At 52.4% G+C, this 14,166-nt stretch carries 8 protein-coding genes; 5 read left to right on the top strand and 3 right to left on the bottom strand.

All coding sequences use genetic code 11. The features are described 5' to 3' along the window. Positions 1-367: 367 nt before the first annotated feature. Complete coding sequence (locus tag ACJJIK_RS08465) at positions 368-5,137, bottom strand: CapA family protein (protein ID WP_444930228.1); 4,770 nt, start codon at positions 5,135-5,137, stop codon at positions 368-370. A 659-nt stretch (positions 5,138-5,796) separates the two neighbouring features. Between ACJJIK_RS08465 and ACJJIK_RS08460 the strand changes: the two genes are divergently transcribed. After that, positions 5,797-7,062, top strand: a complete 1,266-nt coding sequence (locus tag ACJJIK_RS08460; RefSeq protein WP_444944747.1) for an MDR family MFS transporter — start codon at positions 5,797-5,799, stop codon at positions 7,060-7,062. Positions 7,063-7,147: 85 nt separating this feature from the next. Here ACJJIK_RS08460 and ACJJIK_RS08455 read toward each other — a convergent pair whose 3' ends face one another. Together ACJJIK_RS08455 and ACJJIK_RS08450 are read right to left on the bottom strand one after the other, a co-directional pair. Next, positions 7,148-9,184, bottom strand: coding sequence for an oxidoreductase (locus ACJJIK_RS08455; protein ID WP_444944746.1), 2,037 nt, complete (start codon positions 9,182-9,184; stop codon positions 7,148-7,150). A 213-nt stretch (positions 9,185-9,397) separates the two neighbouring features. Then, positions 9,398-10,291 carry a LysR family transcriptional regulator gene (locus tag ACJJIK_RS08450; RefSeq protein WP_444944745.1) on the bottom strand — a complete coding sequence of 298 codons (894 nt, stop codon included), beginning with the start codon at positions 10,289-10,291 and terminating at the stop codon, positions 9,398-9,400. Positions 10,292-10,398: 107 nt separating this feature from the next. Between ACJJIK_RS08450 and ACJJIK_RS08445 the strand changes: the two genes are divergently transcribed. Genes ACJJIK_RS08445 through ACJJIK_RS08430 form a run of 4 tightly spaced genes read left to right on the top strand, consistent with a single transcriptional unit; the run spans position 10,399 to position 14,166 of the window. Then, a complete protein-coding gene (locus tag ACJJIK_RS08445) occupies positions 10,399-11,073 on the top strand; it encodes a histidine phosphatase family protein (protein ID WP_444944744.1) in 675 nt (224 codons plus the stop codon). A gap of 14 nt (positions 11,074-11,087) precedes the next feature. Beyond that, complete coding sequence (locus ACJJIK_RS08440) at positions 11,088-12,320, top strand: acyl-CoA dehydrogenase family protein (protein ID WP_444944743.1); 1,233 nt, start codon at positions 11,088-11,090, stop codon at positions 12,318-12,320. A 13-nt stretch (positions 12,321-12,333) separates the two neighbouring features. Beyond that, positions 12,334-13,365, top strand: a complete 1,032-nt coding sequence (locus ACJJIK_RS08435) for a phosphotransferase (protein ID WP_444932395.1) — start codon at positions 12,334-12,336, stop codon at positions 13,363-13,365. Positions 13,366-13,389: 24 nt separating this feature from the next. Further along, the gene (locus ACJJIK_RS08430; RefSeq protein ID WP_444930234.1) at positions 13,390-14,166 is read left to right on the top strand and encodes an SDR family oxidoreductase; all 777 of its coding nucleotides are present in this window, start codon (positions 13,390-13,392) and stop codon (positions 14,164-14,166) included.

Here is a 14,166-nt window from a genome sequence, read left to right as displayed (position 1 = left end):
CTTCTTCTGCCGTTTTTTAACGCTCTCTTAAAAGACTTTAAGTCGTATTCATACAAAGGTAGTGCTGGTAAGAGGATTATTGTGTTACTGATTTTTCTTATAGAATATTTGCAGATTGCTGTATTGGTGAATCTAGTCGCGAACAGGTTCGAGGTGAAGTTTTAAGTTGGGGATATCGCAAAATTATTCAGCGGCCCAGAAATAGGGTTGGCGAGGCCGTGCGAGAGAGGAGCTAGTGTTTTTTATTACGCAATTTGTATGATGGAAAAATGCTCATCCTTCTAAATGCCCCTTCTGTTTTAATGTTTTGATAAGTATATAGTCCCTATCCAGTGGGGCGATAGGGACTATGGTTGGACTTTGGGTTTTAATCAGTTTCAATAGTCTGATCAGTCTTTTGGAGTTTGTCTAATAGTGCGGGAATTGAGCCAAAATCTGAGTTACTCCTTGAGCCTTTTAAAAGAATCAGGTCTGAGTCTTGGCAGAATTCCTCTAAATAACTTACCAGGGGTTGAGCCTTGGAAAAGTGCGGCCCCAGTATTTTCTTCGGTAGTATCTTGCGGAGATATTTCATTTCTTCTCCGTGGGTGACTACCCAGTTGACCCGACTTTGCATAAGGGGCTCGGCGAGACTTTCATGGAGCTCTTTGCTCTTCTCGCCCAGGTGTACAATTCTGCCCAGTACAGCAATTTTTCGCCCTTTATCCTCAGCCTCTGTTTGCGCAAACACCGAGAAGGCGTTGAGCATTGAGCTGACCGTAGCATTCCAGCTGTCATCAATAAGGTTGACGGATTTACCCTGTATTTTTATATTGGTGCGCTGTAAGTGACCTTCATCCAGTTGGAATTCCTGCAGGCGCAATGCCGCTTCATCCAGGTCTCGGCCGAGGGCATATACCGCACAGATGGAAGCGATTGCATTGTGTAACATACCGGTACTTGGAGCGGGAACGCGCAATTCCAGTTCTCGTTTGGGGAATTTCAGTTGAACCCAACTGCCTGATTCGTCTGTCCGTACCCGTAAAATACGCACTTCAGCATTGCTGCTTTCTCCAAAGACAATGACTCTTTTTGCATGTTGCTGCGCTTTTTCCAGGACATGCTCAAAACATTTTAAATGTTCGCCGGCAATGGCAATTGCCGGACCGCTGAGGCCATCGTAAATTCGGGATTTCCACCTGGCGGTATCTTCCAGGCACTTTACGTGGTGGCTGGTTTGAGACATCCCCACTTCGGTGATTAGCGCTACGGTTGGTTTTATTTGTTGGGTAATTGGGCCGCGCTTCATCCACAGGGCGCTTTGCGCTACTTCTATTACTGCGGCTTCATGGTCCCGATTCAGGCTGGCCATCATTGAGGGGGCGCCGACCCGAGAGTTGTAATTTCCCAAACTGGATAAGACTTTTTCCTTCGATCCCAGCATCTGCGCGATCATTTTAACGGTGGTTGATTTTCCTGCGCTACCGGTGACAGCAATGACATCACCGCTAAAGCGCTGCCTAGCGGCTAGTCCCAGCTCGACGATCAGTTTGATAGGGTCGGCTACCAGGAGGACCGGAAGGTCTTTGGGGAGTCCAGCCACGGGTTTTGCCACAACCACACCGGCAATTTGATCGGCAAACTGTGGAATTTTGGGGTGTAAATCCCACAGCTTAGTCGGTTTTTTGGTGCTTTGTTCATGATAGGCCCGATCGAGGCTGGTGCAGGCAACAAAGAGAATCGGATCAAGTGACTCTTCAATAAAACTGCTTCCCGAGATAACACTGCGCACGAACCAGCCTTTCGGGGGGGCTACCAGCCATTTTCCACCAGAAATGGCTTCGATTTGCTTGGCATTCCAAGTTTGTCCTGGGTGGTTCTGATGTGCAACAGGAGGAAAGTCTGTTGTGTAGACCGGTACCTTAGGACGGACTGCAGGTTTTTTCTTGGCGAGGTTCAAGTGAGCAATCATTCCGCCGACGGGCGTTGGCTTGATTTGTGTGGTATTTGAAATTAGCCCGACCGCCAAATGAAGGTGAACCGGCTGCAGTTCACTTTTAGCCGGTGCCCTCAGCCCATAGAGATCCCGGTAAATGACACCGGGTTGCCACTGGGTCGTAGGTACCTGCCAGTCACAGGGGTCGTGATCCATCGACTTGCCCCAATAGGGCATTGAAGTTTGCCGAGTGGGAATCGCTCGAAAATCGAGTCGGAAATCTTCCGTTACTTTTTTATCGGCGCTCCAGAAGGATTCTACCCACAACATCTGCCTGGACTTGATCTCGCGGGGGTAATATCTGACCCCTACCAATTTAAGTGGCCCGCATTGAACCGGTGGAATACGGGCGTCTACAGGAACCTGATTGACTGTCCAGCCAGGGTTTAACGGCCGCAACTCCTTGATTGGGTCCCGTTTGTATTGGGTTTTGAGTACGGGGGGAAGCTCGCGCTGCTGCCTGCCGGGAGGCGAGAGTACAATAGTGCCACTAGCATCCGGGTTTAGGCTGAGTTTTGTGCCCTGGGCCGAACAAGCTTCGCTAAAGCGCTGGGTGAGTTCTTTAGCGCTATCCCCACTCAATTGTTTACTAAAGCCAAAGCCTACTCCGACGGGAACAAATGTGATTTGCTCGACACCTTTTTCGCTTAGATGGAGGCGAAAAATACCGCTGTCGGCAAAGTCTTGGCGAATAGTATCAGACAGTAAATCTCCGGCATCGTGGATAATTGGCCTGTCTCGATAGACCTCAACGCCTTGCAAATTGTGCGCGCTGGTGCCTAATACAGCGTCGGCACCAGCATCGATAATGGCATGGCCGGTGGCTATTTCATCCTCTCCCGGTGCCGGCTCGTTGTTGTTACCCCAGTGTACAGCGACAAACACGAGCTGTGCCTTCTCCCTGGCGGCGGCGATACGGGGTTTCAAATTATCAAACCAGAGATTGGGTATTGTGAGGGGCAGGTGGGCACAGCCCGGTGTATTGGGGCCTGCAGCAAAGCGCGGTTGGGTTGCATCTATAGAGAACAGGGCAACATTTAGATGGCCTGCGGATCTAATAATTGGCGTTAGGGCCGCTTCGATATTAACTCCCGATCCGCTGTGGCCGATACCTGTTGAGTTGAGCCAGCGATGTTGCTCCATAAGGGCTGTAGGGCCGTAGTCGCCGCTATGGTTATTTGCTGTGGCAACAATATCTATACCCGCTTCCATCAGAATCGACAGCATTTCAGGGCGAGCCCGGTAGTAATAGGGGGCCGCCTCTCCCTTACTGATTCCCTGTTCGCCCTCAGTGGCGACCACGCACTCCAGGTTAACGACACTGAGGTCGGCATTTTTTAACGCCGTGATAGAATCGAGTACCTTGTCTGCGCCCAATTGAGCGGTGCGGTAATGCTGCCTACAGGATAGGTTAACATCGCCCCCCCAAGCCAATACCGGTAGAGACTTATACGGCTTGTTAGAGGATTCGTTTTCCAGTTCAGGGCCTGTTTCTGCTGTTGCCGATAAGGTATTTTTCTGGCTGAGGAGGTATTTTCTGTAGGCGATAAATCCGGATAGATAGTGTTCGACGTCATCAATGCGCACTCTAAAAGCCTGGTGCCGGATAAAGAAGCTTCCGACAATTCGCCTGGGGTTGCGGAAATACATGGCGAATTCTGGCCAAAAGTATCCATTTAATAGATACATTGCGCGTTTGTGTAAGGCGCAGTAGAAGTGCTCCAAATCCACTTGATCGAGTAAATACTGAAACTCAGGCTTGCCCCGTAGGCGGGAGACCATCTTCTCAGCAGCCATCATCAGTTCGAGTAGGGTGGGGAATGTGGTGATTCTGTTTTCGGCAAAATCCAGGTATTTAGCAAAGTTTCGAATGCCAAATTGGAAATATTCCCCTTTAGGGCGATAGCGCGTTAGCTCATTGACACAGTAGCTCAGCCAGTGGTCGTGCGCGCGCCAGTGATTGGCGCGGATAAAGTATTTAAAAGCCCTCTCTACCAAGGTTAGCCAGCGGTCATCTTTGCTGTGGCTGTAAAGTCGTATCAGGCCAAAGGCCGCCTCACCGTCATAATAGATAACCCGGTACTTATCTTTGACGGTAAGCTCGGGGTAGTTGAGAACATGGGAAAACTGCCCGCTAGTTGAGTCCTGCATATACTCGATGCCAAGCGCCAGCTGCTCCATGATCTCGGCATATTTATCGCTCTTGGCGACCTCGGAGTATTTGACCAGAGCGAGCAGGGATACGGCGTTACCCCCAAGCTTTATCTCATTATTGGCCTCTACCAAAAAGGCTGCGACCGCGCCGGAGGGAAGCCGCACTGTTTTGATAAGCTGTGTTATCAGATACTTCAGCGACCGGAGTATGGCCCCCGCAAGCGACTTGTCCCCGCTCACCTCCCAGGCTTCAATCATGGCGTAGGTGCTGCTGGCGTGGCGCAGGTTGTTATAAGTATTAATTTGCCGGTCGAAACAGGCGTGCCAGCCATAGTAGAAGGAGCCACTTTTTTTGACCTGAGAACCTAAATAGCGGCTGCTGGTTTTAATTAACTTACTGACATTGACGCTGTCCAGCTTGTCGACCACCCGCCGCCCAGTATTGGGGCCCGGGCCATACAGGCGAATGGGGTTGCGTTTAGGTTCACAAAAAAGCCCCTCTGTCGATAACAGGATAACGGGTTTATCCTCGGAAAAGTCCAATTTTGTATTGGTACCGAAGCGCTGCTTGGCGTAGCGGATAAAGTTTTTCTTGTTGATAACGGCATGGTCGATCTGGCTTCCACCATAGAGCATGGCGTTAGCATTGAGCTCTTGCTCCAGAAATGCTATTTCACAGTCACTATCCAGAGCGAGACCGTAGCGGAAATAAGACCTTTTAGTGTCTTTAAGTGTTTCCTCAAGGCCCGCAAACGTCATGGTACTTTTTTGCGTTACCCAATCCACCCGCAACCAGCAAGTGTTTATCTTGCTGGATTTCTCCGCCCTCTGTATCGCTTTCACTAAAGCTTTCCAGGTTTGCTGAAAATCCGGAGCGGTTATATGTTTGACAATAGCGCGCTGTTTGGCGTCAGTGATAGAGAAAAATAGGGTGTAGGGGGGCGGCAACTTTTCCAGTGCTTGCTCTACTTGAGGGCGCACCTGAACGAGCATGTTGGATAGGGACATGTCGCAACTTATCTCTCAAATTTAAAACAGAGTAGCAGTGTTTTTCCTGCTGAAGGACTTGGATACCTTCCCTGAAGGAGTATAGACGCGGGGAAAGATTCTGCTTTTTCCCACTTGCGCTGGGGATAGGTAGGCGGTAAATATTTTTATTTTATCTGTCTGTTTGGGTTTTCAAATAAAACCTTCTCAGATAGTATTGGGGAACCGCGTTCAGAATGATTGCTGTGCAATACACTTAAATTATTCTTTGTTGCCCCACTATTAGCCGTTTGGGTTAATGCCAAGGTTTAGAGTCTCTAGATAATTGCGTGAGGCTCTTTAGCGATAGGGCAGGAGCTTTCCCTGCCAGCGAGGAAACCCGGGGTTTTTGCCCCGGGTTTTTGTCGGTGAATACAGGTTGTTTGTCTCAACTCCAGCTTGCTTAGCTTAAATTGCTATTTATCTGCCCTGTCCTTTGCTGGGGCGGCTGACACGTCCTCTCTGGAAAGTGGAGCGCCTTGGCTGTAAGAAACTCCCGGGTTTGTATCGGTGCAATATCCTGCGGGCACTCAGCGAGTGGCCTTTGCGTCACTTTTTTCTTGAGAAAAAGCCAATTTAAAACGTAAGGGGCAGGTGTCTCTAGCGATTTTATTGGCAGTGAATCTATAGGAGTGTTAACTATGAGCGGGAAGTGGTGGAGAAGCTTGAAGAGCTTTCCCCCGTTAGTTTGGATTATTTTAATTGGCAGTTTTTTTAGCCGGGGAACCTACTTTATGGTCTGGCCATTCCTGGCCATTCTGCTATTTGAAAAGTTCCAGTTGGATGCCGCTGAAATCGGTTTGATCTTGAGTGCATCTGCGGTTGGCGCTGCCGTATTGGGGTTTTTTACCGGTGCGCTATCGGACCGCTATGGGCGTCGCAATATGATGTTGCTGGGCTGTTTAGTGAGCGTTACTGCCTTTGCCCTTTTGGCTGTAACACAGACCCTGGCAGGGTTTATCGGTGCGATGACTCTGTGCGCCATCGGCCGCGCCGTGTGGGAGCCGCCGGCCAGTGCCCTGATCGGCGATTTGATTGACGACCAGGCCAGCCGTGAACTGGCACTGCAATTTCGCTACTTTCTGATTAATGTAGGGGCTGCACTGGGGCCGATTATCGGTGTCTGGGCCGGGCTGAATGCGCAGCAGTCCACTTTTGGCTTGACCTCTCTCAGCTACGCGCTCTTGGCCCTGGCTTTTGTTTGGGGCTTTGCCAAAACCGAGAGTGGCCGGTTAGCCAATAAACAAAAAGATGCAGGCGCGTCACTGGGGAATACACTTTCGGTATTGCGCCGCGATCAGGTATTCCTGGTGGTGATTATTGCGAATATTCTGACGCTGTTTATCTATGCGCATATGGATTCAAGCCTGGTGCAATACCTCACCCGGGCCGAGGCGCCGCGATTGGTGGAACTGATATCCAGTATGATCTTTGTCAATGCGGCAACGATAGTGTTATTACAGTTCCCTATTATGAAGTTAATGGGGTCCCTGGCGATTAATACCCGTATTGTGATTGGCTTGGGTATTTTGTCGGTGTCCCAGCTTTGGTATGGGTTAAACCCGGTAGATTGGTTTTGGGGTTGGCTCGGAGCCACTTTTATTCTGAGTCTGGCTGAGGCAATTTTGTTTCCCACCATGAGTATTCAAATTGACCGCCTGGCACCGTCTCATTTGCGCGGCACTTACTTTGGAGCGGCTTCCTTTTATGCCATTGGTTGGTCGATGGCGCCATTAATTGGCGGAGTGATTATTCAGTGGTGGAGTGGCCCGGCGCTATACGGTTTGTTGATGGTGCTGTGTGGCATTGTGTTTGCGCTCTATCGTCTTACAGAATATCTGTCTCGCCCCGAGTGGCCCGAGCCCGAGGGAATCGTGGTTGTGGACAGGGTCGCCAATGTACCCTAGCGGGAGATATAGAAATCAGTGGTAAAAAAAATACCCCCGCCAACGGGAGTTGACGGGGGTATTTTATCTAGAGATCGCCGGGAGTTTAGATTTCAGCGGCGAGGCGTGAGCCCTGGTCGATAGCGCGCTTGGCATCGAGCTCTGCGGCTTCGTCAGCACCACCGATCAGGTGGGTGGTTACGCCGCGCTCTTGCAGAGCTTCGTATAGCTTGCGAGCGGGCTCCTGACCGGCGCAGACAATAATATTGTCGACTTCCAGTACTCTTTCTTCTTCGCCAACGCGGATATGCAGGCCTTTATCGTCAATTTTGTCGTAAAGGGCACCGGCAATCATCTCTACCTTGCGGTGTTGCAGGCTACCGCGATGAATCCAGCCGGTGGTTTTGCCCAGGCCGGCACCGACCTTGGTGGTTTTGCGCTGTAACAGGTAGACCTGGCGCGGGGTGCTGACTGCTTCGCGAGGCTTCAAGCCGGAGCGATTTTCCAGGGCAATATCGACACCCCACTCGTTGAAGAACTCCTCTTTATCGCTGGCGACCACTTTGTCTTCCGTAGAGTGGGGGCCATCGTGAGTCAGATACTCAGCCACATCGAAGCCGATACCGCCGGCACCGATAATTGCCACTTTCTCGCCAACTGGCTTCTTGTGCTTGAGCACATCCAGATAACCCAGGACTTTATCGCTCTCAATGCCGGGAATCGGCGGCGTGCGCGGTTCGATACCGGTAGCAATAATCACTTCATCGAATGATTGCAGGGTTTCCGCTGTGGCGATGGTATTGAGTTTTACGGTAACGCCGGTGACTTCCAGGCGGCGCTTAAAGTAGCGCAGGGTTTCCTGGAACTCCGCCTTGCCGGGAATCTGTTTGGCGATATTGAACTGGCCGCCAATCTTATCGCTGCCTTCAAATAGGGTTACTTCATGCCCGCGCTCTGCAGCAACCGTAGAGGCGGCCATGCCCGCAGGGCCGGCACCGATTACGGCGACCTTTTTCACCTTGTCGGTAGGCAGGTAGTTCAGTTCGGTTTCGTGACAAGCGCGGGGGTTTACCAGGCAGGAGGTCAGTTTCAGCTGGAAAGTGTGGTCCAGACACGCTTGGTTACAACCGATGCAGGTATTGATTTCGTCGGCGCGGCCTTCGGCGGCTTTGTTGACGAAGTCAGAGTCTGCCAGGAAGGGGCGCGCCATAGAGATCATGTCCGCCTGGCCGGAAGACAGCACTTCTTCGGCCACTTCCGGCATATTGATACGGTTACTGGCAATGACCGGGATCGACAGGTGCTTTTTCACCTTGGCGGTGATCTCGGTAAATGCCGCGCGGGGCACATTGGTGGCAATTGTGGGAACGCGCGCTTCGTGCCAGCCGATACCGGTATTGATAATCGTGGCACCGGCTTTTTCGATTGCCTGGCCGAGGGCCACAACTTCATCGAAATCACTGCCGTCTTCCACCAGATCCAGCATGGACAGGCGGTAGATAATAATAAAGTCCTCACCGACGGCTTCCCGCACACGGCGGACGACTTCGATCGGCAGGCGGATACGGTTTTCGAAGGAGCCACCCCATTCATCGGTACGCTTGTTGGTGCGTTTCACGATGAACTGGTTAATAAAGTACCCCTCGGAGCCCATAATCTCCACGCCGTCGTAGCCGGCTTCGCGGGCCAGGGTGGCGCAGCGCACATAGTCGTCGATCTGACCTTCGATTTCCTCGCTGGTCAATTCGCGCGGGGTGAAGGGGTTGATCGGCGCCTGGATGGGAGAGGGTGCAATCAGCTTTTCGTTGTAGGCGTAGCGGCCGGTGTGCAGGATCTGCATACAGATCTTGCCGCCCTCAGCGTGTACAGCATCGGTGACTTGTCGGTGCTGCTGGGCTTCTTCCGGAGTGGTCATCTTCGAGGAGCCCTGGAATACACCACTCTCTTCATTGGGGGCAATACCACCGGTTACAATCAGGCCAACGCCACCACGGGCGCGTTCGGCAAAAAAGGCCGCCAAACGGGTGAAGCCATTGGGGTGTTCTTCCAGGTTGGTATGCATGGAGCCCATCAGCACCCGGTTTTTCAGGGTGGTGAAGCCCAGGTCCAGGGGGGCAAGCATATTAGGGTAGGCTTGGGACATGGCAAATTTCTCTTCTTGTAACCTTTCGGGTTCATTTATGTATATGCAAAAAGGTGCATATCGTTGTCCCGCAGGATAACAAGAGGGCCCACGGTGAAACAGTGACTTAACCGGTCGAAATCAGTGATCAATTACGGGCTCTATTTAACCTGGATGCGTCCCATTCTCATCTATAAATAAAGTGTTTTTGTCGATCTCCCAATCCTTCTTTATTTACGCCTCGATCAAGTTGACCAACTTGCTCCTCAGCCACTGATTGGCCGGATCATCGTGTTGATTTTTGTACCAGAGCAGATGCCAGTCCAGCTGGGGGATCTGGAACGGAAGTTCAAACAATCGCGCCGAGTACTGCCGCGCCAAACTGGCGGGGGCTGTCAAGGCGAGATCGGTTCTCAAAACCACCAGGGGCGCGACTCTATAGTGCTGGACCCGTAGCTTGATGTTGCGGCGACGCCCCAGCTTGTTCAGGGCGATATCCTCCAGGCCCGGACCGCTGCGGCGGCTGGATACGTGAATATGCTCAAGCTTCAGGTACTGCTCCAGGGTCAGGCTGGCGGAATCTGCCAGGGGGTGATCTTGGCGCAGCATACACAGGTAGCGATCGTTCATCAGCCGCTGTTGCCGGATATGGGCGGAGGTCGGGATGGGAACATCCAGAGCGAAATCCAGGGTGTTGGCGGCGAGCTCTTTGACCAGCTGTTCCCTTGGGATTTGGAAGGACTCGACCGCAATACCCGGGGCCTCCCGCTCCAGTACTTCTAAAAGTCGGGGTAAAAGGAGGGTCTCCGCCATATCGTTCATAGAGAGGCGCAGGGTTTTGCGGGCCTCCCGGGGGACAAAGTGGCGCTGTTCACTGAGGCTGGCCCCCAATAGAGACAGGGCTTCCTGAACTCTCGGCATAATACTTTCGGTCAGTGGTGTCGGCGCCATGCCGGTGGGGCTTCTAGTGAATAGCGGGTCATCCAAAGTGCGGCGCAGCCGCGCCAGGGCATTGCTGACGGCGGGCTGGGTGATATGTAGTTGTTCGGCAGCGCGGGTCAGGTTTCGGGTTGTGTAGATCGCCTCCAGCACGGGAAACAGGTTCATATCGATTCGCTGTAATTGCATTCCTGTCACCATCATCACTCTTATGAATGATTCGATATTCGCATAATAAACTTTGATGATTCAAATCGGGGGGATAGGGTTAGGGCCTTAAAAAGGGAGGAAGCTCGGTGGCTGAATTTATCCTGGTGCGTCACGGACAGGCTTCGTTTGGGGCTGAGGACTATGACAACCTCTCTGATACCGGCTGGCAGCAGTCGCGCTGGCTGGGGGAGTACTGGCGAGATAAGGGGATTTATTTCGACCGGCTGATATGCGGCAACTTAACCCGGCACCGGCAAACCCTGGATGGTATTTGCCAGGGCCTCGGAAACTCTAGTGAAAATTCCCACACTGTGCTCCCCCAACTCAACGAATTTGATTTTCTGGCGGTGACCCAGTGCTATCGCGAGCGATATCCACAGCGGGCGCCGGGGGCGCACGCCAGTCGCGCCGATTTTTATCGCTTCCTCAAGCAGGGGATGTTGGCTTGGGCCGCAGGCGAGATCAGTCCGGTGGAATCCTGGTTGCACTTTGAAGCCAGAATCGCAGATGCGCTTAAAAGTATTTGCGATAGCCCCAAGGGTAGCCGGACTCTGGTTGTCAGCTCCGGCGGTGCCATTGCCATGATGTTGACGCAAATATTGGGCGGCCCGGTTTCCACCGTGGCCAATCTCAATATGCAAATCCAAAACACCGCTGTTAGCCGTTTATTTTTCAGTGCAGAAAATATCAGCCTGCACAGCTTCAATCATGTGCCACACCTGGATCGGGATGGGCGCCGCGAATATATCACTTACAGTTGATAAGGCAGCTAGCGATGGAATTTGAATACTCGGACAAAGTAAAAGGGCTACTGGAGCGCCTGCAAAACTTTATGCAGGCCCATATCTATCCCGCTGAAGCGCTATTTATGCAGCAGTTGCAGGAGGATCGCTGGGGTGAGCCGGCGGTACTGGCGGAGTTAAAGATCAAAGCCCGGGAAGCGGAACTCTGGAATTTGTTTTTGCCGGATTCCCGCTATGGCGCCGGACTCAGCAATTTGGAATATGCGCCCCTGGCCGAGGAGATGGGCAAGGTGCTTTTTGCATCGGAGGTATTTAACTGCAATGCCCCGGATACCGGCAATATGGAGGTTTTAACTCAATACGGTTCTGAGGCCCAGTGCGAACAGTGGTTAAAACCGCTTCTGGATGGAAAAATTCGCTCTGCCTTTGCCATGACCGAGCCCCGCGTTGCCTCTTCTGATGCCACCAATATCGAAACCTCCATTGTTCGCGATGGCGACAGCTACGTTATTAACGGACACAAGTTTTATATCAGTGGCCTGATGAATAAACGCTGCAAAGTGATGATCGTGATGGGTAAAACCGACCCGGAAAATCCCAATCGCCACCAGCAGCAATCGCAAATCCTGGTACCCACCGATACGCCTGGAGTCAAAATTATTCGCCCGATGACGGTGTTTGGTTATGACGATGCACCGGAGGGGCACGCAGAAGTTATTTTCGAAAATGTTCGTGTGCCCGCCAGCCATTTAATTCTCGGTGAGGGGCGCGGTTTTGAAATTGCCCAGGGGCGCTTGGGCCCGGGCAGGATACACCACTGTATGCGCTTGATTGGCCAGGCGCAAAGGGCACTGGAAATGATGTCGGCGCGCGCCGAGCAGCGCATTGTTTTTGGCCGGCCGATGAGCAAGCAGGGATCTGTGCGGGAAGATATTGCCAAATCCGCCTGTGAAATCGAACAGGCTCGCCTGTTGACCCTGAAGGCCGCCGCACAAATGGATCGGCTGGGGAATAAAGCAGCCAAAGATTTGATTGCGATGATAAAAATTGTTGCGCCACAGATGGCTTGTAAGGTGATAGATCGCGCCATACAGATTCACGGCGCCGCAGGATTGGGGCAGGATTACAGTCTCGCCCACCACTATGCCTATGCGCGGACTATCCGCCTGGCCGATGGTCCCGACCAAGTCCATATGATGCAACTGGGTAGAAACCTGGCTGCTCACTATGCCGCTGCGGAAAATCAGGGAGGACACAGTGACTGAAACGGTAAATACGATGCGCAGCTCGGTGGAAGAGCTACCGCTTGAGCAACTGCAAGAATATTTGTCAGGCAAGATTGAGGGCTTTAATGGGCCTGTGACGGTCAGCAAATTTCCCGGCGGCCAATCCAATCCCACCTTTAAATTGCAAACCCCAACGCAAACCTATGTTTTGCGCCGCCAGCCACCGGGCAAACTATTGAAATCTGCCCACGCTGTGGATCGGGAATACCGGGTAATGTCGGCGCTCGCCGAGACTAATGTGCCCGTGCCCAGGGTCTTACACCTCTGCGAGGACCGGGAGCTGATCGGCTCTATGTTCTATCTGATGGAATACTGTGAGGGCCGAATATTCTGGAATGCCGCGTTGCCGGAAGTGGACGCCGCGCAGCGCAGCGCTATGTACGATGAAATGAATCGCGTATTAGCGGCCATGCACAGCTTGGATATCAATGCCGTGGGTCTTGCGGATTACGGCCGCCCAGGTAATTACTTTCAGCGGCAGCTGGACCGCTGGAGTACCCAATATCGGGCCTCGGAGCTGGAGCCCATTGCCGCGATGGATGAGTTGATGGCCTGGTTGGGAGAGGTTCTGCCGGAAGATGATGGGCGTATCGCCTTGGTGCACGGTGATTACCGTCTGGACAATATGGTTTTCCACCCACAGCAGCCCAAGGTCATTGCGCTGTTGGACTGGGAGCTTTCCACCCTGGGGCACCCCTTTGCCGATCTGGCCTATCAGTGTATGCAGATGCGAATGCCTGCCGGCAAGGACAAAATGTCCGGTCTTTTGGGCCTGGATATCGACGCTCTAGGCATCCCCTCGGAAAGTGAATACGTCGCTAAATATTGCCAGCGGGTGGGTATCGACGGGATCGATAATTGGCCGTTTTATTTGGCATTTAGCTTTTTCCGCCTGGCGGCTATTGTCCAGGGGGTGGCGAAACGGGCAAAAGAGGGCAATGCATCGAATAAAAATGCGGCGAAACTGGGCGCTCTGGTGGAACCCCTGGCACAGGCCGCGCTGGATATTGCCGCTAAAGGTTAATTTTTGAAAGTATAAGGATAAAAAATGGCGAAGAATATTTTTGATCTCTCGGGGAAAATTGCTCTGGTGACCGGTGCCAGTCGGGGTATTGGCGAGGCCATAGCAAAGCTTCTGGCGGAGCAGGGCGCTCATGTGTTGGTTTCCAGCAGAAAAATTGAGGGGTGCCAGGCGGTCGCGGATGCTATCGTGGACGCCGGCGGCACTGCCGATGCGGTCCCCTGTCATATTGGCAATATGGAGAATATCCAACAGGTTATCGGCGATATTCGCCAGCGGTTTGGGCGCTTGGATATTCTGGTTAACAACGCGGCAACCAACCCCTATTTTGGTCATATTCTCGATACGGATTTAGCGGCCTTTGATAAAACCGTAGAGGTCAATATACGCGGCTATTTCTTTATGTCGGTAGAGGCCGGCAAGCTGATGCGCGAGCAGGGGGGCGGCGTTATTGTAAATACCGCCTCGGTGAATGCCTTGCAGCCGGGGGTCGGACAGGGGATCTATTCCATTACCAAGGCGGCGGTGGTCAATATGACCAAAGCATTTGCCAAAGAGTGCGCGCAATTTAATATCCGCGTCAATGCTCTGCTGCCAGGCCTCACCAAAACCAAATTCGCCGGTGCGCTGTTTTCCCACGAGGATATTTATAAAACCGCCGTTGGCCATATTCCCATGCACCGCCATGCGGAGCCGGAAGAAATGGCCGGTACCGTTTTGTACCTGGTCTCCGATGCGTCCAGTTATACGACCGGTGAATGTGTTGTGGTGGATGGCGGTTTGACCTCTTGTGGGGGGATTTGA

This window comes from Microbulbifer regidiadema (SeqCode), from assembly GCF_052466995.1.
The sequence above is the reverse complement of the archived record's forward strand: the minus strand, read 5'-3'. Positions and strand labels throughout refer to the sequence as shown.

Bases quoted from the DNA above. Each gene is read 5' to 3' on its own strand.
- ACJJIK_RS08440 (WP_444944743.1), top strand. From the start codon at position 11,088: ATGGAATTTGAATACTCGGACAAAGTAAAAGGGCTACTGGAGCGCCTG.
- ACJJIK_RS08450 (WP_444944745.1), bottom strand. From the start codon at position 10,291: ATGCAATTACAGCGAATCGATATGAACCTGTTTCCCGTGCTGGAGGCG.
- ACJJIK_RS08435 (WP_444932395.1), top strand. From the start codon at position 12,334: ATGCGCAGCTCGGTGGAAGAGCTACCGCTTGAGCAACTGCAAGAATAT.
- ACJJIK_RS08430 (WP_444930234.1), top strand. From the start codon at position 13,390: ATGGCGAAGAATATTTTTGATCTCTCGGGGAAAATTGCTCTGGTGACC.
- ACJJIK_RS08460 (WP_444944747.1), top strand. From the start codon at position 5,797: ATGAGCGGGAAGTGGTGGAGAAGCTTGAAGAGCTTTCCCCCGTTAGTT.
- ACJJIK_RS08465 (WP_444930228.1), bottom strand. From the start codon at position 5,137: ATGTCCCTATCCAACATGCTCGTTCAGGTGCGCCCTCAAGTAGAGCAA.
- ACJJIK_RS08455 (WP_444944746.1), bottom strand. From the start codon at position 9,184: ATGTCCCAAGCCTACCCTAATATGCTTGCCCCCCTGGACCTGGGCTTC.